The sequence below is a fragment of the Staphylococcus chromogenes genome (assembly GCF_029024625.1).
GTDB lineage: Bacteria > Bacillota > Bacilli > Staphylococcales > Staphylococcaceae > Staphylococcus > Staphylococcus chromogenes.
In genome coordinates this window covers 1,783,527-1,802,297 of sequence record NZ_CP118953.1, presented here as the reverse complement: position 1 = coordinate 1,802,297, position 18,771 = coordinate 1,783,527, and the positions used below count along the sequence as shown (strand labels likewise).

Genomic DNA, 18,771 nt, shown 5'->3' with positions numbered 1-18,771 from the left:
TTATAGCAAATTTGATTGATTCCTAAGCCGAGACTTCTGAGGCGCCTAGAAAAGCGAGGTTTTTTGGAACAATCAAATACATGAAATTAATTATGTCCCAACCTCTTTTAAATTTTAGGCTCTTTGTCCTAGTTAAAGGCAATCGTTAACGACTGAAGTTGTAAACGATCATTTACCTTGTTGTTTTGCTTATCCATTATGATATTTATAAAGCCAAAGCACACCTGATTTTAAAATGGAAGCAAGGCGTCCAGTCACTGTTTTATCCATCAAGTAAGCAAATCCCTTTTTCTCACCTAATGAACCTAAGAAACCTTGGATTTTAATTTCTGGCATATGTTCAGGGAGAGGCTGGCCTTGCCATTGTGTTTTCAATACCGTCGCTATTTGATCTGCTTGTTCTTCAGCAAGCTGAGCACTCGGTGCATGAGGTAAATCCGCGCAATCTCCAACGACATACACATTAGGATACGTTGGGATTTGGTGATACTGATTTAACACCACACGGTTACTACGACTTAAATCTATGGGTAAGTTACGAACAAGCTCAACAGGTTGAATGCCCGCTGTCCAAACAATTAAGTCATGTTCATTTTTCGTTTCTTTATTGTATAAAATTCCAGGTTCTACTTTTACGATATCAGAATTTGGGACAACTGTAACATCATGTTGTTCAAACCACTTTTTAACGTAGTTACTGAGCTTTTCAGGAAATTGATTTAAAATACGGTCGCCTCTATCATATAAAAAGATTTCAATATCACTTCGACTTTCACGCAATGCACTCGCAAGTTCAATACCACTCAATCCTGCCCCCACGATGCCGACTTGTGATTTTGAAGGTAAATCGCAAATATCATGATAAGTTTTACGCGCATTAGGTAACGTTTGGATACTATATGTATGTTCTTTTGCGCCAGGGACATTATGGTACTTGTCTTCACAACCTAACCCGATGATGAGTTCATCATAATCTACACGTGTTTGCCCTACAGAAACAATCTGTTGCTCTAAATCTATATCTGTAATTTCTCCATAGACGATGTTCATACGTTCAGATTTTGGAAATCCAACACGTACCTCTTTGTCTGATTTAGAACCTGCAGCCAGTGCATAAAATTCTGTTTTTAACCCATGATAGGGCATACGATCTATAAGCGTAATTTGATACTCTTCAGGTAATGCATCTGGTAAAATCCGTGATAAAATACGCATATTACCATAGCCGCCGCCTAATAATACTAAATTCTTCATTGTAAAATTCCCCTTTAATGTTGATTTGATATCATGCGACATCTAACATGTATTTACCCCAAAACATGCTAGAAGGTGATTATATTAGAATGAGATTCAGACATCATTATTCCATATTAATTATAAACGTTTTTGTATGTGCGTACAAACAATCGTCAAAATCTCGACATAATTTATTCATTTAATTGTGGGTCATCAATATAAAAGGTGATATGAGTCATAAGCGCGTCTCATAGAATGTGAAGTCAGAGTTTGTTATAATGAGAATACTAAAAATTATGCGAGAGGGTGAAATATGAATCCTATTGTTGAATTTTGTATCTCGAATATGGCACGGGGTTCGGAAGCGGTTTATCAAACATTAGAAAATGATCCCAATGTCGATGTTTTGGATTATGGTTGCTTACAAAATTGCGGAATTTGCTCGTCTGGATTATATGCGCTTGTGAATGGCGATTTAGTAGAAGGCGATACCGCCGATGAGTTGCTTCAAAATATTTATGCTCATATAGAAACAACATGGATTTTTTAAGGGAGGATTTTAAATGCCAACAGTAATACTTACAGAAGCTGCGGCTTATGAAGTTAAAGATATGTTAAAACAAAATGATATGCCTGAAGGATATTTAAAAGTTAAAGTCAATGGTGGAGGTTGTACAGGACTCACATACGGTATGACTGCAGAACAAGAACCAGGAGAAAATGACGAAATACTAGAATATTTTGGGCTAAAGGTGCTTGTTGATAAAGAAGATGTGCCAATTTTAAATGGAACAACTATTGATTATAAACAATCTCTCATGGGTGGTGGCTTCCAAATCGAAAACCCTAATGCAATTGCTTCATGTGGCTGTGGAAGTTCATTTAGAACGGCTAAAGTCGCAGGTACTCCAGAAGATTGCTAAAAATATAAAAAGTGAAACATTGAGAGATGCTTCACTTTTTATTCAGGAATTAATGAAAGCGCTTTCTGCAAAGTGTAGGCTTCTTTACGTGTACATATTTGACTTAGATGATTAACTTGAATTCGTTGTTAAAAAAATATAAACTATTAATGGACTGTATTTTACAATTTTGTGTACATTAAAAGTTATGAGGGTATACAGTATTAAAAGTATTTACAATATTTATGAAGGAATAGGTGAATTGAAATGGCAGAACGTAAAAAAGTGCTTGTTTTAGGTGCAGGCTACGCTGGTTTACAAACTGTAGTTAAACTTCAAAAGCAATTATCAGAAGAAGATGCACAAATTACATTAATAAATAAAAATGACTATCACTACGAAGCAACTTGGTTACATGAAGCATCAGCGGGGACAATAAGTTACGAAGACTTATTATACCCAGTTGAAAGTGTATTAAAAGACAATGTTGAATTTGTACGTGCGGAAGTCACTAAAATTGATCGCAATGCTAAAAAAGTGGAAACAACACGTGGTATCTTCGACTTTGATATTTTAGTCGTTGGTTTAGGTTTCGAATCAGAAACTTTTGGTATCAACGGAATGAAAGAATATGCATTCCAAATTGAAAACGTGCATACAGCTCGTAAAATTGCACGTCATATTGAAGATAAATTTGCAAACTATGCAGCTTCTAAAACAAAAGACGACAACGATTTAGCGATTTTAGTAGGTGGCGCAGGATTTACGGGTGTTGAATTTTTAGGTGAGTTGACAGACCGTATTCCTGAACTTGCGAATAAATATGGTGTGGATCAAAGCAAAGTTAAAATTACTTGTGTTGAAGCAGCTCCAAAAATGTTACCAATGTTCTCTGACAACCTAGTGAATCATGCGGTAAGTTACTTAGAAGGTCGTGGCGTTGAATTTAAAGTAGGCACACCTATCGTTGCAGCAAATGAAAAAGGATTTGTTGTAAAAGTTAACGATCAGGAACAAACACTAGAAGCTAACACAGTTGTATGGGCTGCAGGTGTTCGCGGTAGTCAATTAATGGAAAAATCTTTCGAAGGTGTAAAACGTGGTCGTATCGTAACGAAACAAGATTTAACAATTGAAGGTTATGATGATATTTTCGTTATCGGTGACTGTTCAGCATTTATTCCAGAAGGTGAAGAGCGTCCATTACCAACGACAGCACAAATTGCAATGCAACAAGGTGAACACGTAGCGAAAAATATTCAACACATTTTAAAAGGTGAACCAACAGAAAACTTCAATTATGTTGACCGTGGTACAGTGGCATCATTAGGTAAATATGAGGGTGTAGGACTTGTTTATGGTCGCGAAGTCACTGGTAAAAAAGCAGCATTTCTTAAACGTGTTATTGATACACGTGCTATCTTTAAAATTGGTGGCTTAGGTTTAGCTTACAAAAAAGGTAAATTTTAAGTCCACAAATATTTAGGCTAGATAGCGCCCTAGAAAGAGGCGCCATCTAGCCTTTCTTTATATCTAAAAAGGAGTGTTTATATGACGACACAAGAGACTAAAATGATTCAAGTCATAGGAATTCCTGAACATTTAAACCAATATTTAAATGAGGCAAAACAAAATGAATCACTCATTAAAGGTCTCACAGAATTAAAAACACGACAAATTATCAGTTCTAAATTAGGAGAAATCCGAGACACTGCGATGATGTTGGATGAAGAAGTAGTACGCGTAATTACAGTTGGTCTTGGCAATTTAAAAACATTAAATGAAGCAAACTATTTAGAAATATGGGGAAATGTTTTTCAATACTTAAAAAAACAAGGGATATCGGAAATTTCTATTGTCACTCCAACGTTCTATGCAAAATCTGTTGAGTCAAACAAAATCTTCCAAATTTTAGGATTACAACGCCAACAAGCGCTGTACACGTTTGATTCGTATAAGTCAGATAAGAAGCCACCTTATCATTTACAAATTACGTTTCAACCTGAAAGAGAACAACAAGAGATTGCTTCGGTACAGGTAGGTGAACACATAGGAAAAGCCATTAATTTTGCACGGGATTTAGGAAATATGCCTCCGAATATTTTAACTCCAACGTATTTTGCCGAAATAATAAAAGAGTATTTTGAGAAAACAGAAGTACAAGTTGGAATTAAAGATGAAAATGACATACAACAAGAAGGATTTGGCTTAATTCATGCAGTCGGAAAAGGTTCTGTACATGGACCTCGTTTAATCACACTGGAATACCGTGGGAACCCTGAAAATCCTGATCAGTGTATTGCCTTGGTAGGGAAAGGAATTACGTATGACTCAGGGGGCTATTCCATCAAGTCTAAAACAGGAATGCCAACAATGAAGTATGATATGTGTGGTGCGGCTAATGTAGTAGGTATGGTTGAGGCGATTCAATCACTCCAATTAAAAGTAAACGTGGTGGCGGTGATTGCTGCTGCTGAAAATATGATTGCAGGTAATGCGATGAAACCGGATGATGTATTCATTGCGATGAGTGGAGAATCTGTTGAAGTTCCAAACACCGATGCTGAAGGGCGATTAGTGCTTGGAGATGCTTCATTCTATGCTGCGCAATATCAACCAGAATTAATAATGGATTTTGCCACATTAACAGGAGCTGCAATTGTTGCATTAGGGGAAGACAAGGCCGCGGTATTTAACAAAGGCGTACCACATAAGACACTCAACGCAATATTAGAACAAGCGACTCGAGCAGATGAGCCCGTTTTTGAACTGCCTATTACAGAAACAGAACGGCGTAATATTAAAAAATCTGATGTCGCAGATTTAACTAACCACGTAAATGCTGATGGTAAAGCGTTGTTTGCGGCTGCATTTATTACACACTTTAGCGGACAAATTCCTCACTTACATTTTGATATTGCAGGACCGGCAACAACCTCTAAAGCAACATTTAAAGGACCAAAAGGGCCAACCGGATTTATGATTTCAACCATTATTCATTTTTTAGAAGAGGAATACGGGCAACAGTAAGACTAAGAAAGTGCTACAGATACATCATTCTGTACTGTAGCGCTTTTTTATTTTATTGCATTGACATCAATTTGTGAAACTGTTATGATTTGCATAACGCTTTAACACGATAATGAACTAAAGGAGATTACGGGAATGAATGCAGTTTTAATTGCAGTATTACTTATGATTATTTTATGTTTGTGTCGCTTAAACGTTGTCATTAGTTTGTTTATTAGTGCGCTCGTGGGGGGTCTTATTGCAGGATTACCTTTAGATAAAACCATTACAACGTTTACAGAAAATATCGTTGATGGGGCAGAAGTTGCACTCAGCTATGCGCTATTGGGTGGTTTTGCTGCGCTTATTTCATACAGCGGTATTACAGATTATTTAGTGAATCGAATCATTGATGCGATACGTCAAGAAAATACAAAGTTTTCGCGTATTAAAGTTAAAGTTTTTATCATCATCAGCTTATTAGCATTAAGTGTGATGAGTCAAAATATGATTCCTGTCCATATTGCATTTATTCCAATCGTGATTCCACCGTTACTCAGCTTATTTAATGAGTTGAAAATGGATCGACGATTAATTGGGGTAATTATTGGGTTTGGTCTATGTTTTCCATATGTATTATTACCTTTTGGATTTGGACACATTTTCCATGAAATTATCCAAAAAGGGTTTGAAAAGGCGCATCATCCCATTGCATTTGGAATGATTTGGAAAGCGATGTTAATTCCAGCGAGTGGCTATATTATCGGATTAATTTTAGCACTATACTTCTATCGTAAACCCCGTGATTATAAAACGGTAGAAGTGACAGATAAAGCAGGAGAAGTGACTTTAAAACCGTACGTTATTCTTGTCGTCATTGTTGCAATACTCGCGACATTTATCGTTCAAACTGTGACAGATTCTATGATTTTCGGTGCATTAGCTGGGGTGCTGGTATTTTTTATTTCTGGTGTGTATCAGTGGAAAAATTTGGATGCGCAGTTTGTCGATGGGATTAAAATTATGGCCTATATTGGCGTCGTAATTTTGACTGCGAATGGATTTGCGGGTGTGATGAATAAAACAGGGGACATTGAGAAACTTGTCAGTGGACTGACAACACTCTCTGGAGGAAATATGTTTGTCAGTATTGTGCTCATGTATTTAATAGGATTGATTGTTACTTTAGGCATTGGCTCTTCGTTTGCCACAATTCCAATTATTGCAGCGTTATTTATTCCGTTTGGTGAGTCACTTGGAATGAGTACAATGGCTTTAATTGCATTAATAGGGACAGCGAGTGCTCTCGGAGATTCTGGATCTCCAGCGAGTGATTCTACACTAGGTCCTACCGCAGGTTTGAATGTCGACGGCCAACATGATCATATTCGAGATACATGTATTCCTAACTTTTTATTCTATAATATTCCGCTCGTCATCATGGGTACTGTTGCAGCACTTGTATTATAATAAATTTGAGGAGGCGCAACGATGACCAATTTAGTTGAATTATTAGAAATGAAAGTGCTTGAGCAACAAGAAGGCTACCTGAAAATGGAAATGCCGGTAAGTGATAAAGTGAAGCAACCTTTTGGCTATCTCCATGGGGGCGCCACAATGGCTTTAGGTGAGACCGCTTGTTCACTAGGGTCTGCTAACCTTTTAGATACCTCAGAAGAGATACCTGTTGGTTTAGAAATGAATGCCAATCATATTAAATCAGCAAAAGAGGGTTCAGTGATTGCTGAAGCAAAAATCATTCATCAAGGTCGAACAACGCATGTATGGGATATTAGAATTACAGATCATCACGACAACTTAATTTCTGTAATGAGAGGGACCCTCGCAATAAAAAAATTAAAATAAAAAAGCTAAGTTGCAAGTGAACATTTAATTCACGATATAAGCAACTTAGCTTTTTTGAATTATTATAGTTTAGTTCCGTTTAAATCATCTTTAACCTCATCTAGCTTCAAACGTTTTGAAGCCGGTGTTTTTAGGTTATAGGCTGATTTTAAGATAAGGTGACTTGAAAGAGGTCCTGTGATAAAGACAAAGAGAATTCCAATTAAAAGTTGAAAATTCACATAACCTTCTTTACCTATAAAATAGATGAACACGCCAGTCAATAAGAGCATCGCGCCAAGTGTGGCTGCTTTACCCGCAGCGTGCGCACGAGAGTACACATCATCTAGTTTTAAAATCCCAATCGCAGCTAAAGCACTGAATAAAGCACCGATAATGACAAGAATGATTCCAATACTAATCACGATCGTTCCGGTCATGTTCAATCACCTCACCTTTATCCATAAATTTAGCAAATACCGCTGTGCCTAAAAAGGCAAGAATTCCTATTAAAAGTATTGCTACAATCATATAGTGCGTCCCTAAAATAATCGAGAATAGCCCAACAATGGCCATGAGTTGAATGCCAATGGCATCTAATGCAACCACACGATCTGGTAGTGAGGGCCCTAATATGACGCGAACTAACATCGCTAAAATCGACAAAACAACGATAATTAATGCAATAATGATAAAAATGTCATAATTCATGAGGATTCACCGACCTCCTTGACCGCTTTTTCTAAAGAATTTTTAATGGAAGCGACCTCTTCTTCTTTAGTTGAGAAATCTAAACAATGAATATACAAACGTTTCATATCATCATTCACGCCAAGAACAACCGTACCTGGAGTTAATGTAATTAAGTTAGATAATAAGGCGACTTGCCATTTATGTTCTAAATCCGTTTCATAGACGAAAAATGCAGATTCATTTTTAGAATGGGGTTGCATAATTACTTTAAATACGTCGAAGTTTGCTTTAACAAGTTCAACGATAAAGATTAGCGCAAGTTTAACAATTTTATAGAGCGTAATGAGATAAAAACGCCCTGGTAAAATCTGACGCATTAAAAATACAAGTAATAAGGCGAATAAAAATCCAAGTACAAACGAATTCATCGTGTAACTTCCAGATAAAAAGAGCCAAAAGACAGCGAGAATAATATTAATTAATATTTGAACTGCCATTTAAACGCCTCCTAATACGCTATGAATATAAGTCTCTGGTTGATAGAAAGATTTCGCTGCTTCTGAGACAAGAGGATATAATTGTCCGGCAGAAAGTCCAAATACAACCGTAATGATGACTGAAAGTATAGCTACCGCTAATAGTCCGCGGTGATGTAATCGTGGATTGTAAATATAGCCATAGCTTTTACCAAAGAAACCACGTAGAAAAATATTCATCACAGAATACAGTACAACGAGACTAGAAATAAGGACGATGATACCACTCACGTAAAATCCTTTTTCAAATGTGGCTTGGACGATATAGAGTTTTCCGTAAAAACCACTTAAAGGTGGAATTCCGGCTAAACTCAAAGCGGCGATGAAAAAGGTCCATCCTAACACGGGATAATGATGGATTAATCCTCCAAATTTACGTAGATCAGTTGATTTCGTAATTTTAAACATAATTCCAATCAAAAAGAATAAAGCGGCTTTGACAAGCATATCATGTAATGTGTAATAAATAGCGCCAATCATTCCTGATTCGCTCATCATGGCAACTCCCACGAGAATAACACCCACGGCAATCATAATATTGTATAAAATGATGCGTTTTGTATCTCTATATGCCACAGCGCCGACTGAGCCGAAAATAATCGTCAGTAGGGCAAGTGTCAAAATCGTATAGTGCGAAATGGACAAAGTATCTTGGAAAAACAAGCTCATCGTTCGTGCAATAGCGTAAACGCCTACTTTTGTTAATAGTGCACCGAAGAAAGCGATAATCGCAAAAGGCGGTGCGTAATAAGCGCCAGGAAGCCACACGTACATCGGGAAAGCACCTGCTTTTGTTGCAAACACAAAGATGAACAAAATGAATACGATACTGATTAACCCAGGATGTGATTTACCTACTTCGGCAAGTTTCACACTGATGTCAGCCATATTCAAAGTGCCGACAACAGAATATAAAATACCGACACCGATGACGAAAAAGGCTGAAGAGACAACATTAACAAGTAAGTATTTCACACTTTCTTGCAGTTGAATCTTTGTTCCCCCAATTACCATCAAGCCATAAGAAGCCATTAAGAAAACTTCAAAAAAGACGAATAAGTTAAAAATATCTCCTGTAATGAATGCGCCATTAATCCCAGCTAACATAAACATGACAGTAAAATAGTAATAATAAGTTTCACGATGTAACCCTATAGATTGATAAGAAAACAAAATAATCAAAACAGTAATGAGTGTACTCGCCGTGACAAGTAATGCGCTAAATAAATCTAAAACAAACACAATACTATAAGGGGCTTTCCAAGAACCTAATTCAAGGATAATGGGATGCCCCGCATACCATACGTTCAATAAATTCCAAATGGCAAAGCCTAAAGTAATCAACGTCCCAGTTAAAGCAATATAGCGTTTAATAAATGGACGTAGACCGCTAAATATAAGAAGAATCGTAGTGACCACCGGGACTGCCACAAGTAAAATTATCAAGTTCTCATTCATCATCTTCCTGTGGCACTCCTTTCATACGTTCTACGTTGTCTGTGCCTAATTCTTTATAACTTCTAAATGCCAATACTAAGAAAAAGGCTGTAACAGCAAAGGAAATAACGATAGCTGTCAAGATTAAGGCTTGGGGGATAGGGTCAACATAGTTCGATACATCTTTTTCATAGATCGGTACGTTGCCCGTTTTTAATCCTCCCATTGTAAGTAAAAATAAATTGGCGGCATGTGACAAGAGTGCGGTACCGATAATAATACGTATCAAACTTTTAGAAAGAATAAGGTACACGCCAATTGATGTTAACAAGCCACAAATGACAATTAAAACAATCTCCATTACTCATTCTCTCCAATCGTTAAAATGATAGTTAATACAGTACCGATAACAACGAATAAGACACCCGTGTCGAAAAGTACGGCTGTGTGAAGGTGCATGGGTGCTAGTAACGGTAAAGGAATATCGACTGACGTATGTGTAAAGAAATTTTTACCGTAAAACCAGCTCAGCATAGGTGAAAACACACAAAAAGCAAGACCGAGTGCGATTAACTTTTTAAAATCCCAAGGAAAGACTTTGCGTAATGTTTTAACATCAAACGCTACTGCAATAATGACGAGCGCACTTGAAACGAGTAAGCCCCCAATAAATCCTCCCCCTGGAGTATAGTGTCCGGCTAAAAAGAGTGAGAAACCGAACATCATAATTAAGAAAAAGATGATGAGTGCAGAATATTGAGAGATTAAATCATTTTTCTGTCTGTTCAATTTTCTCAACCCTTTCATAACCATTTTTGTGCTTAGCACGTAGTTTAATTAACGTGTAGATCGACATGCCCGCAATACCAAGCACTGCCGATTCAAACAATGTATCCGTACCACGGAAGTCAACTAAAATCACGTTAACCATATTTTTACCTTCTGCAAGGTCATAGACATGTTTTTTATAAAATTCACTAATAGAAACAAAATGACGATTACCATATGCAATTAAACCGAGAATCGTAACAATCAAACCTACACTGATTGAGATGATGGCATTAACAATTTTAAATTTAGGCGTTTCGTTATAGCGGCTCATATTAGGTAAATGATAGAAACAAAGTAAAAATAGTGCAGTTGAAATCGTTTCAACCACGAATTGTGTTAAAGCAAGGTCAGGCGCATTAAAGAAAATAAAGAAAATGGCCATAGAATATCCTACTGCACTGAGCATGATAATACTGAACAGACGTGAACGTGCAAAGATAATCATCACGGCTGCAATAATAATTGTAATGACTGAAATAAATTCGTATGGGCGAACAGGTGATACGTGTTTGAAATCAAAAGTAAACGGTACAGAAATTAATGTAACCACCGTAATAATGATTAAAGTTGTAAATATAATCACTAAGTTGTTTCGACTAAACCCTGTCATATAAGTGCGTGTTAATTGTGTCGCATAATATGGGGAATAACGACCTGTTTGATCATACCAATGGTTTAACGTTAAGAATTGAGGTAAACCTTTGATAATACCGACCCATTTCTTGTGTGTGAGGAGTAAAAGTGCTCCTACAATGTAAATTACTAACGTTGCGAAAAATGCAGGGGTAAATCCATGCCATAAATGGAATTCAGCCGTTACATTATTAACGTTACCAATTGATTTTACAGCTGGCTCAACAAGTGGCCCTGAAACAAGGCTCGGAAATAATCCAATAGCAATGACTAAAGTTGCTAAAATCGTAGGTGAGATATTCATCAGCCATGAAGCTTCATGAGCCTTATGGGGTAGAGCTTCAGGTTGATGTTTGCCTAAGAATATTTCAGAGATGAATTTAAATGAGTACACGAATGTAAAAATGCTCCCTACTATCGCAACAATAGGTAATAAAAGACCTATCGTATTCAAGCTAAAGAGATGTGCGTTTGTCACTTCTATCATGGCTTCTAAAAATTGTTCTTTCGATAAAAACCCGTTAAATGGGGGCACGCCTGCCATACTTAATGAAGTGATGATCGCTAAAGTAAATGATATTGGCATGATGGTCATCAAACCACCGAGCTTTTTAATATCACGTGTCCCTGTGGCATGATCTACGGCACCCGTAATCATAAATAAAGCGCCTTTAAAAGTGGCATGGTTGATTAAATGAAAAATGGCTGCACTGTAAGCGGCGACATAAAATTGATTTTGAGCGCCAGTGTAATGATAGCTTACAGCTCCGATTCCAAGCATTGACATAATCATCCCAAGTTGAGACACAGTTGAAAAAGCGAGAATCCCTTTTAAATCTTGTTGCTTGGTTGCGTTTAGAGAACCCCAAAAGAGCGTCACTAAACCAAAGAGCGTGACTGTCCAAATCCACCCTTGCGAAATTGCAAATACAGGCGTAAAACGGGCGATAAGATAAATTCCTGCTTTAACCATTGTTGCCGAATGCAAATAGGCGCTGACAGGAGTTGGGGCTTCCATTGCATCCGGTAACCAAATGTAAAATGGAAATTGCGCTGATTTTGTCATTGCTCCAATGATGATGAATATCATAGCAAGTATGAAAAACGGTGAATCTTGTATCTCGCTGACTTGCGTGAGAATTTCTCGAATGCTCCAAGTCCCTGAAGCAATATAAAGTAAAATAAATCCTCCAAGTAATGATAAACCACCGAATACAGTAATGAGCATAGACTTCATTGCGCCATAGAGCGATTTCTCCTTATGACGCCAAAATGAAATAAGTAAGAAACTTGAAAATGAAGTTAACTCCCAGAATAAATACAGAGTAAGCAAATTATCTGAAAGTACAACGCCTAACATGGCGCTCATAAACATTAGCAAGTAACAATAAAAATTGCCAAGTTGTTCAGAACGGCTTAAATAACTAATAGAATATAGTACAACTAGACTCCCAATACCAGTGATTAACAAGCTAAATAATAAGCCGAGTCCATCTACATATATGTCAAAATTCATTCCGATTTGAGGCATCCACTTTACAGATGCTAATTCGTAATGACCGGACATCGTAGGTTGAAGATACGTTAAAAAGTATACGAACAACACAACTGGAATAGGTAACACAAACCATCCCAAATGTACACGTTTATAAAAACGATACAAAACAGGTATGAGAAGTGCGAATATCAACGGCAAAATGACCGCAATATGTAACCAACTCATAAATTGTCCTCCTTCATAAAACTACATTACCTCTATTATACATGATTATGAAAGTTAAGAAAAACAACCCCATCTAAGGACAGGGTTGTTTTTAAAGGTTTATTTAAATAAGAAGAAACACGTCTAAAATAAGTAAATCAATTAGTCAAAATTTATTTTATATTGGCGTGCATAATCTGTTTTTAGTGCTTCTAAACAAGCAAGAGATTGTTGGTTGAATGGTGTATCCGAAGTGTTGAGTTTATTTTCTAGCGTTGTGATCGCTTGTTGTAAAGAATCAGTATAAGGCATAATTTCATCTTCAAAAGGTTTTAATTTACTTTTTGTCGTAAAACGTTTTTCGTATAAACTCAACGCTTTCCGTTCATGAAAAAAGACGCCTTCAACTTCATTAGGATGATGAAGATCTCCTTGTTTGGGATGTTTAATGACTTGCATCACTTTGACGAGAACTTGGTCGTTCGATTCTTCTACAATTTCTACACCATAAACGCCTGTTTTATGAGCGAATCGATAGCGCATAGATATCCCTTCCTTTTCTAAATATGTTAAGATATGGTTATATTTAGTTTAACACGAATGGAGATATGACAAATGACGAACTATCCGCAATTGACAAAAGAAATTCAAAAAAACGAAATAAAAGCAGTCATGCATACAAATATGGGAGATATGACTTTAAAATTATTCCCTGAGATTGCACCTAAAACGGTGAAAAACTTTGTTGAGCTTTCTAAACAAGGGTATTATAACGGGATTACTTTCCACCGTGTCATTAATGATTTTATGATTCAAGGCGGTGACCCTTCAGGAACTGGAATGGGTGGAGAAAGTATTTATGGCGGACCATTTGAAGATGAATTTTCAATGGAAGCTTTCAATTTGTATGGCGCACTTTCTATGGCTAATGCTGGACCGGGAACAAATGGATCTCAATTTTTCATTGTCCAAATGAAAGAACTTCCAGCTCAAATGCTCAATCAGTTACAAGATGGTGGATGGCCAAAAGAAATCGCAGAAGCGTATCGTGAAAAAGGTGGCACACCATGGTTGGATCAAAAGCATACCGTGTTTGGTCAATTAATCGAAGGTGAAAAGACATTAGAAGATATTGCCAATGTTAAAGTGGGCCCTGGAGACAAACCAGCCTACGATGTTGTCATTGAATCAATTGATATCGAAGACGAACCTACTGCATAATTGTATCGTTAATGCATTGAGGGAGGCTCTTAAATGGCGAACAACGATTTGAATATAGCGCTTTATCAATTACTATCCGAATGGAATCCGATGCATTTTGAAGATAAAACATTAGGAGATGCTGAAGTTTATGAAATGATGGATGCTGTACATCAACTGGGCTCACCTAGTGATATTGCCCATGCATTTCAAGACATATATCAATTTTCTTTTGACGAAAAACTCTCTTATGACGCTTGTCTGCAAAAAGCTACGGAAGCTGTACAATTACAACAACAATGCGATATTCCTTCTTAGAGGTTGAAAGGGCGAGGGCATTGACATATTCCTTTTTGATTGTTTCATTAATCTAGGCTACAGAATTCATCAAATGTATTTGTCTTTGCCTCACTGGCAATTTTACTTATCTAAGTTATGTTAAAATAACCATCAAAATTTATCTGAGGGTAAATTTTGATGGTTTTCTGATTTTAGAAAGTTGTTCTTTGCGTACGCTTTTTATAGGGGATATGAAGTTTAAAAATAGCTTTAATTTGGTCATTTTAATCTATTAAATTTTTCTTAGCATCATACCAATCCTTTTAATTACAATGATAAATAGACGATATAAACTTTTGGTGTGTACACTATCTCTTTTAGGGTAATTTAACAATAACAACAGGTAAGCGCATTCATTATTGATAAATTTTCATAAAGGGGATGAAATCGTGCCCAAAAAATTATTTAGCATTGATTTGAATAAGAAAATGGACCAACAAGCATATCCGGGACACAATCGCTGGCATCCCGATATACCTGCTGCATTTTCAGTGGAACCAGGAGAGTCGTTTCGTATGGAATGTCTAGATTGGACAGATGGACAAATTGCAAATAATGATGACCCAAGTGACATTAAACAGGTTAACTTAAACCGTGTACATGTATTGAGTGGCCCAGTCTATGTTAATGGCGTTAAACCAGGGGACTTACTTGTCGTTGATATTTTAGATATCGGCACATTTCCTGAACACGAATGGGGATTCAATGGCATTTTCGATAAAACTAATGGCGGTAGTTTTTTAGTTGACCATTATCCACATGCACAAAAATCAATCTGGGATTTTAATGGAATATATGCGACGAGTCGACACGTCCCAGGAGTTGAGTTTGCTGGAATTATTCATCCTGGATTAATCGGTGTAGCGCCTTCTCAAGAAATGTTAGATGAATGGAATAAACGAGAAAAAGCACTCGTAGATACTGATCCTAATCGTGAGCCTGTTTTAGCGAATTTACCTACAGAAGACGCCGCAGTATTAGGCACATTAAAAGGAAAAGAGTTTCAACGTGTGGCAAAAGAAGGCGCACGTACGGTACCTCCACGTGAAAATGGAGGAAACTGTGACATTAAGAATTTATCCAAAGGATCTAGAATCTATTTTCCAGTATTTGTAGACGGCGCAAAACTATCTGTAGGAGATTTACATTTTTCTCAAGGAGATGGGGAGATTACATTTTGCGGCGGAATTGAAATGCCCGGATGGATAGAATTGCGAGTCAATGTGATTAAAAATGGAATGGAAAAATATAGTATTAAGAAAAATCCAGCCTTTAATCCAGGGCCTGTTATGCCAAATTACAGTGATTATATCGTGTTTGAAGGGATCTCTGTGAATGAATTTACAGGTAAACAAACGTATCTGGATGCTAATACAGCATACAGAAATGCATGTTTAAATGCGATAGAATTTTTGAAAACGAGAGGTTTTACCGGTGAACAGGCGTTTATGTTGTTAGGAACTGCGCCAATTCAAGGAACCGTCGCGGGTATTGTTGATGTGCCGAATGCTTGCTGTACAATTGCAATTCCACGAGAAATTTTTAAAAAAGGTGTATTACCAGAAATGGATGAAGATTAATGCCAAACTATACTTATACATGCGCCACGTGTGGGTCGTTTACATTGCGTCAATCGATGAATATTTCTCACGAAGTAGCGACATGCCCAACTTGTCAGTCTACTGCAAAGCGTGAATTTACGGCCTTTCAAACGTATAAAATGGATGCAAATTTAAAACAACGCATTGAAAAAGGACAAAATCCAAGAGTGGTCAAAAAGGAAGCGTTACCAGCTAAAAGAAAAACTCCCACTTCTACACAACGTCCTTGGGTAGCGGGTCATTCATAGATGTGCACTGCATGATACACGTAGAAGAATTGAGAAAATTGTTTTTTTAACGTATGGATATAGATTTGAGCTTTAAATAATCACGTGCTAAAAGGTTAGGATTCTTAAAAAATATATGCTATGATGATACTGTTGAAGTTCAAATTAAATAAGGGGTTATGTAAGTTGAAAAAACAGTATCGTGTTGGTCAACACATAAAAGTACGTGTGACTGGTATTCAACCCTACGGTGCTTTCGTTGAAACCCCTGACAATACTGAAGGACTTATTCATATTTCAGAAGTTATGGATGATTATGTGCATAATTTAAAAAAACTTTTATCGCAAGGACAAACGGTAAAGGCGAAAATCATTTCAATTGATGAATCAGGTAAACTGAATTTGTCTTTAAAAGACAATGATTACTTTAAAAATTATGAGCGTAAAAAGGAAAAACGTTCAGTATTGGACGAAATTAAAGAGACCGAAACATATGGGTTTCAAACTTTAAAAGAACGCTTGCCATATTGGGTGAAACAGTCAAAGCGACAAATGCAAGACGAAGCCGATTAATTAAAAGACCAGATGACATGAATCGTCGTTTGGTCTTTTTGTATATAAAAATTGATAGATGTATATTAATGCAAAATGAGCATAAATGAAATAAAAGCGTCTGAATTTACTGGCTTAAAGTGGTTGAATTTAGCCTGAATAAAAGCTATAATTCTTGTAAATGAAAGCGCTTTAATTCGAGCAATATAATCGCTTTAGAGTGTTGAAGATACAAATTACCACGAAAATTGTGATAATTCAGTAAAGACTGAAAAAATCTTTTACTTCCTAAAGGCGATATGTCATGATAAAGGTAAGTGCTTTCTCAAATTAAACAAGGGAGGATTTATAAATGATTCCATATCAACACGAACCATTTACAGATTTTACGAAAGAGGAGAACCGCGAAGCTTATTTTCGTGCATTAGAAAAAGTTGAGCGCGAATTAGGTCAAGAGTATCCATTAATTATTGGTGGAGAACGCGTCTATACAGATGATAAAACACGTGTGTATAACCCTTCAAATCGTGAAGAAACAATTGGTTATGTCTCTAAAGCATCAAAAGAACATGCTCAAAAAGCATTAGAAGCAGCTAAAGAAGCGTTTAAAACATGGAGAAATGTAGATCCAAAAGTACGTGCGAATATTTTATTCCGTGCTGCCGAATTAACACGTAAACGTAAACATGAATTTTCAGCGCTATTATCTAAAGAAGGCGGAAAACCATGGAAAGAGGCAGATGCAGATACTGCAGAAGCTATTGATTTTATGGAATATTATGGTCGTCAAATGCTCGAATTAAAAGACGGTAAAAAAGTAAATAGCCGACCAGGAGAATATAATCAATTCGATTATCTTCCAATTGGTGTAAGTGTGGTCATTTCACCATGGAACTTTGCTTATGCGATTATGGCAGGAACAACTGCAGCACCAGTAGTAACAGGTAATACAGTATTATTAAAACCTTCTTCAAATACACCAATTATTTCTTATAAATTTATGGAAGTGCTTGAAGAAGCAGGATTACCTAAAGGGGTAGTCAACTGGATTCCGGGCTCATCAAGTGAAATTGGTGACTTCTTAATTGAAAATAAAGACGTGGGCTTAATTTCATTTACAGGTTCTAAAAATGTAGGTAAAGAAATTATTCAAAAAGCGGCAGTGATTCAAGAAGGACAAAATCATATCAAACGTGTCATTGCTGAAATGGGCGGTAAAGATGCGATTATCGTTGATAATGAAGCAGATTTACAAGTGGCAACTGATGCGATTGTGTACTCAGCATTTGGCTTCTCTGGGCAAAAATGTTCTGCATGTTCACGCGTCATTGCACACCAAGACATTTATGATGAATTGTTAGAGCGCGTTAAAACTGAAACTGAAAAAATTAAAGTCGGCAATGCAGCTGATCCAGACACATATGTAGGTCCAGTTATTGACCAAAAATCACTAGATAAAATTAAAAAATACATTGAAATTGGTAAAGAAGAAGGTCGCATTGTAACTGGTGGTAACACTGACGAAGAAAAAGGAAACTTTGTGCATCCAACAGTTATTGCTGATTTAGATCCAAATTCACGCATTATGCAAGAAGAAATTTTCGGACCTGTCGTTGGTTTCTCAAAAGTGAAAGATTTCGATGAAGCTATCGATGTGGCGAATGACACTGAATATGGTTTAACAGGTGCAGTTATCTCAAACAACCGTATGAAGTTAGAGCAAGCGCGTCGTGACTTTATGGTGGGTAACTTGTACTTCAACCGTGGCTGTACAGGCGCTGTTGTTGGATATCAACCATTTGGTGGGTTCAAAATGTCAGGTACAGATTCTAAAGCGGGTGGACCAGATTATTTAGTACTTCATATGCAAGGACGTACAGTGTCTGAACATTTATAAAAAATAAAGAATTGAATAATATGCATAAAGTCTCAAAGTGTGTACAAGATGCCAATACGTTTTTAAAGAGAACGCAGGCGAATCACCATTTGGCGATGTAATACTTTATGTACGTAAGGTAGGGTAAGCCA

General features: G+C 36.8%; 21 protein-coding genes. 12 read left to right on the top strand and 9 right to left on the bottom strand.

From position 1 onward, the window contains the following. Positions 1-189: 189 nt before the first annotated feature. Positions 190-1,254, bottom strand: a complete 1,065-nt coding sequence (locus PYW36_RS08755; protein ID WP_037572307.1) for an NAD(P)/FAD-dependent oxidoreductase — start codon at positions 1,252-1,254, stop codon at positions 190-192. Between the two features lie 295 nt (positions 1,255-1,549). Here PYW36_RS08755 and PYW36_RS08750 point away from each other — a divergent pair, with 295 nt between their 5' ends. The 6 genes from PYW36_RS08750 (at position 1,550) to PYW36_RS08725 (ending at position 7,013) form a co-directional block, all read left to right on the top strand. Further along, positions 1,550-1,786, top strand: a complete 237-nt coding sequence (locus tag PYW36_RS08750; protein ID WP_103158898.1) for a YuzB family protein — start codon at positions 1,550-1,552, stop codon at positions 1,784-1,786. A gap of 13 nt (positions 1,787-1,799) precedes the next feature. Continuing rightward, positions 1,800-2,159, top strand: coding sequence for a HesB/IscA family protein (locus PYW36_RS08745; protein ID WP_103158899.1), 360 nt, complete (start codon positions 1,800-1,802; stop codon positions 2,157-2,159). A 246-nt stretch (positions 2,160-2,405) separates the two neighbouring features. Further along, on the top strand, positions 2,406-3,608 hold the full coding sequence (locus tag PYW36_RS08740; RefSeq protein ID WP_037572298.1) for an NAD(P)/FAD-dependent oxidoreductase: 1,203 nt from the start codon (positions 2,406-2,408) through the stop codon (positions 3,606-3,608). 81 nt (positions 3,609-3,689) lie between these two features. Beyond that, a complete protein-coding gene (locus tag PYW36_RS08735) occupies positions 3,690-5,168 on the top strand; it encodes a M17 family metallopeptidase (RefSeq protein WP_103158900.1) in 1,479 nt (492 codons plus the stop codon). A 135-nt stretch (positions 5,169-5,303) separates the two neighbouring features. After that, positions 5,304-6,617 (top strand): Na+/H+ antiporter family protein, encoded by a 1,314-nt coding sequence (locus PYW36_RS08730; RefSeq protein WP_103158901.1) that lies wholly within the window; start codon positions 5,304-5,306, stop codon positions 6,615-6,617. A gap of 21 nt (positions 6,618-6,638) precedes the next feature. Then, entirely contained in the window at positions 6,639-7,013 is a 375-nt protein-coding gene (locus PYW36_RS08725; RefSeq protein ID WP_103158902.1) for a PaaI family thioesterase, read from the top strand. 62 nt (positions 7,014-7,075) lie between these two features. On the opposite strand, the gene PYW36_RS08720 is transcribed toward PYW36_RS08725, so the two are convergent. From PYW36_RS08720 to PYW36_RS08685, 8 genes are all read right to left on the bottom strand, one after another. Further along, positions 7,076-7,432 carry a Na+/H+ antiporter subunit G1 gene (locus PYW36_RS08720; protein ID WP_037572287.1) on the bottom strand — a complete coding sequence of 119 codons (357 nt, stop codon included), beginning with the start codon at positions 7,430-7,432 and terminating at the stop codon, positions 7,076-7,078. Beyond that, positions 7,410-7,703 carry a Na(+)/H(+) antiporter subunit F1 gene (locus PYW36_RS08715; protein WP_037572285.1) on the bottom strand — a complete coding sequence of 98 codons (294 nt, stop codon included), beginning with the start codon at positions 7,701-7,703 and terminating at the stop codon, positions 7,410-7,412. Before PYW36_RS08715 ends, PYW36_RS08720 begins: the two co-directional genes overlap by 23 nt. After that, entirely contained in the window at positions 7,700-8,182 is a 483-nt protein-coding gene (locus PYW36_RS08710) for a Na+/H+ antiporter subunit E (protein ID WP_037572284.1), read from the bottom strand. The genes PYW36_RS08715 and PYW36_RS08710 overlap by 4 nt, the downstream gene beginning before the upstream one ends. Next, positions 8,183-9,682 (bottom strand): Na+/H+ antiporter subunit D, encoded by a 1,500-nt coding sequence (locus PYW36_RS08705; RefSeq protein ID WP_103158903.1) that lies wholly within the window; start codon positions 9,680-9,682, stop codon positions 8,183-8,185. Then, on the bottom strand, positions 9,672-10,019 hold the full coding sequence (gene mnhC1, locus PYW36_RS08700) for a Na+/H+ antiporter Mnh1 subunit C (RefSeq protein WP_037572280.1): 348 nt from the start codon (positions 10,017-10,019) through the stop codon (positions 9,672-9,674). Before mnhC1 ends, PYW36_RS08705 begins: the two co-directional genes overlap by 11 nt. Beyond that, entirely contained in the window at positions 10,019-10,465 is a 447-nt protein-coding gene (locus tag PYW36_RS08695; RefSeq protein ID WP_084275994.1) for a Na(+)/H(+) antiporter subunit B, read from the bottom strand. Before PYW36_RS08695 ends, mnhC1 begins: the two co-directional genes overlap by 1 nt. Next, positions 10,428-12,845 (bottom strand): Na+/H+ antiporter subunit A, encoded by a 2,418-nt coding sequence (locus tag PYW36_RS08690; RefSeq protein WP_103158904.1) that lies wholly within the window; start codon positions 12,843-12,845, stop codon positions 10,428-10,430. The genes PYW36_RS08695 and PYW36_RS08690 overlap by 38 nt, the downstream gene beginning before the upstream one ends. A 141-nt stretch (positions 12,846-12,986) precedes the next feature. Beyond that, the gene (locus tag PYW36_RS08685; protein WP_037572273.1) at positions 12,987-13,367 is read right to left on the bottom strand and encodes a kinase-associated lipoprotein B; all 381 of its coding nucleotides are present in this window, start codon (positions 13,365-13,367) and stop codon (positions 12,987-12,989) included. A 72-nt stretch (positions 13,368-13,439) separates the two neighbouring features. On the opposite strand from PYW36_RS08685, the gene PYW36_RS08680 reads away from it, so the two are divergent. The 6 genes from PYW36_RS08680 (at position 13,440) to pruA (ending at position 18,640) form a co-directional block, all read left to right on the top strand. Then, positions 13,440-14,045 (top strand): peptidylprolyl isomerase, encoded by a 606-nt coding sequence (locus PYW36_RS08680; RefSeq protein WP_037572270.1) that lies wholly within the window; start codon positions 13,440-13,442, stop codon positions 14,043-14,045. A 33-nt stretch (positions 14,046-14,078) separates the two neighbouring features. Continuing rightward, entirely contained in the window at positions 14,079-14,342 is a 264-nt protein-coding gene (locus tag PYW36_RS08675) for a DUF1871 family protein (RefSeq protein WP_037572266.1), read from the top strand. Between the two features lie 410 nt (positions 14,343-14,752). Next, positions 14,753-15,943, top strand: a complete 1,191-nt coding sequence (gene fmdA, locus PYW36_RS08670; protein WP_037572263.1) for a formamidase — start codon at positions 14,753-14,755, stop codon at positions 15,941-15,943. After that, positions 15,943-16,212: an FmdB family zinc ribbon protein gene (locus tag PYW36_RS08665; protein WP_037572261.1), complete on the top strand. Its 270-nt coding sequence runs from the start codon at positions 15,943-15,945 to the stop codon at positions 16,210-16,212. Before fmdA ends, PYW36_RS08665 begins: the two co-directional genes overlap by 1 nt. A gap of 165 nt (positions 16,213-16,377) precedes the next feature. Next, positions 16,378-16,764: a S1 domain-containing post-transcriptional regulator Ygs gene (gene ygs / locus PYW36_RS08660; RefSeq protein ID WP_037572258.1), complete on the top strand. Its 387-nt coding sequence runs from the start codon at positions 16,378-16,380 to the stop codon at positions 16,762-16,764. Positions 16,765-17,095: 331 nt separating this feature from the next. Beyond that, on the top strand, positions 17,096-18,640 hold the full coding sequence (gene pruA, locus PYW36_RS08655; RefSeq protein WP_103158905.1) for an L-glutamate gamma-semialdehyde dehydrogenase: 1,545 nt from the start codon (positions 17,096-17,098) through the stop codon (positions 18,638-18,640). The last annotated feature ends 131 nt before the right edge of the window (positions 18,641-18,771 follow it).

Bases quoted from the DNA above. Each gene is read 5' to 3' on its own strand.
- PYW36_RS08755 (WP_037572307.1), bottom strand. From the start codon at position 1,254: ATGAAGAATTTAGTATTATTAGGCGGCGGCTATGGTAATATGCGTATT.
- PYW36_RS08750 (WP_103158898.1), top strand. From the start codon at position 1,550: ATGAATCCTATTGTTGAATTTTGTATCTCGAATATGGCACGGGGTTCG.
- PYW36_RS08745 (WP_103158899.1), top strand. From the start codon at position 1,800: ATGCCAACAGTAATACTTACAGAAGCTGCGGCTTATGAAGTTAAAGAT.
- PYW36_RS08740 (WP_037572298.1), top strand. From the start codon at position 2,406: ATGGCAGAACGTAAAAAAGTGCTTGTTTTAGGTGCAGGCTACGCTGGT.
- PYW36_RS08735 (WP_103158900.1), top strand. From the start codon at position 3,690: ATGACGACACAAGAGACTAAAATGATTCAAGTCATAGGAATTCCTGAA.
- PYW36_RS08730 (WP_103158901.1), top strand. From the start codon at position 5,304: ATGAATGCAGTTTTAATTGCAGTATTACTTATGATTATTTTATGTTTG.
- PYW36_RS08725 (WP_103158902.1), top strand. From the start codon at position 6,639: ATGACCAATTTAGTTGAATTATTAGAAATGAAAGTGCTTGAGCAACAA.
- PYW36_RS08720 (WP_037572287.1), bottom strand. From the start codon at position 7,432: ATGACCGGAACGATCGTGATTAGTATTGGAATCATTCTTGTCATTATC.
- PYW36_RS08715 (WP_037572285.1), bottom strand. From the start codon at position 7,703: ATGAATTATGACATTTTTATCATTATTGCATTAATTATCGTTGTTTTG.
- PYW36_RS08710 (WP_037572284.1), bottom strand. From the start codon at position 8,182: ATGGCAGTTCAAATATTAATTAATATTATTCTCGCTGTCTTTTGGCTC.
- PYW36_RS08705 (WP_103158903.1), bottom strand. From the start codon at position 9,682: ATGATGAATGAGAACTTGATAATTTTACTTGTGGCAGTCCCGGTGGTC.
- mnhC1 (WP_037572280.1), bottom strand. From the start codon at position 10,019: ATGGAGATTGTTTTAATTGTCATTTGTGGCTTGTTAACATCAATTGGC.
- PYW36_RS08695 (WP_084275994.1), bottom strand. From the start codon at position 10,465: ATGAAAGGGTTGAGAAAATTGAACAGACAGAAAAATGATTTAATCTCT.
- PYW36_RS08690 (WP_103158904.1), bottom strand. From the start codon at position 12,845: ATGAGTTGGTTACATATTGCGGTCATTTTGCCGTTGATATTCGCACTT.
- PYW36_RS08685 (WP_037572273.1), bottom strand. From the start codon at position 13,367: ATGCGCTATCGATTCGCTCATAAAACAGGCGTTTATGGTGTAGAAATT.
- PYW36_RS08680 (WP_037572270.1), top strand. From the start codon at position 13,440: ATGACGAACTATCCGCAATTGACAAAAGAAATTCAAAAAAACGAAATA.
- PYW36_RS08675 (WP_037572266.1), top strand. From the start codon at position 14,079: ATGGCGAACAACGATTTGAATATAGCGCTTTATCAATTACTATCCGAA.
- PYW36_RS08665 (WP_037572261.1), top strand. From the start codon at position 15,943: ATGCCAAACTATACTTATACATGCGCCACGTGTGGGTCGTTTACATTG.
- pruA (WP_103158905.1), top strand. From the start codon at position 17,096: ATGATTCCATATCAACACGAACCATTTACAGATTTTACGAAAGAGGAG.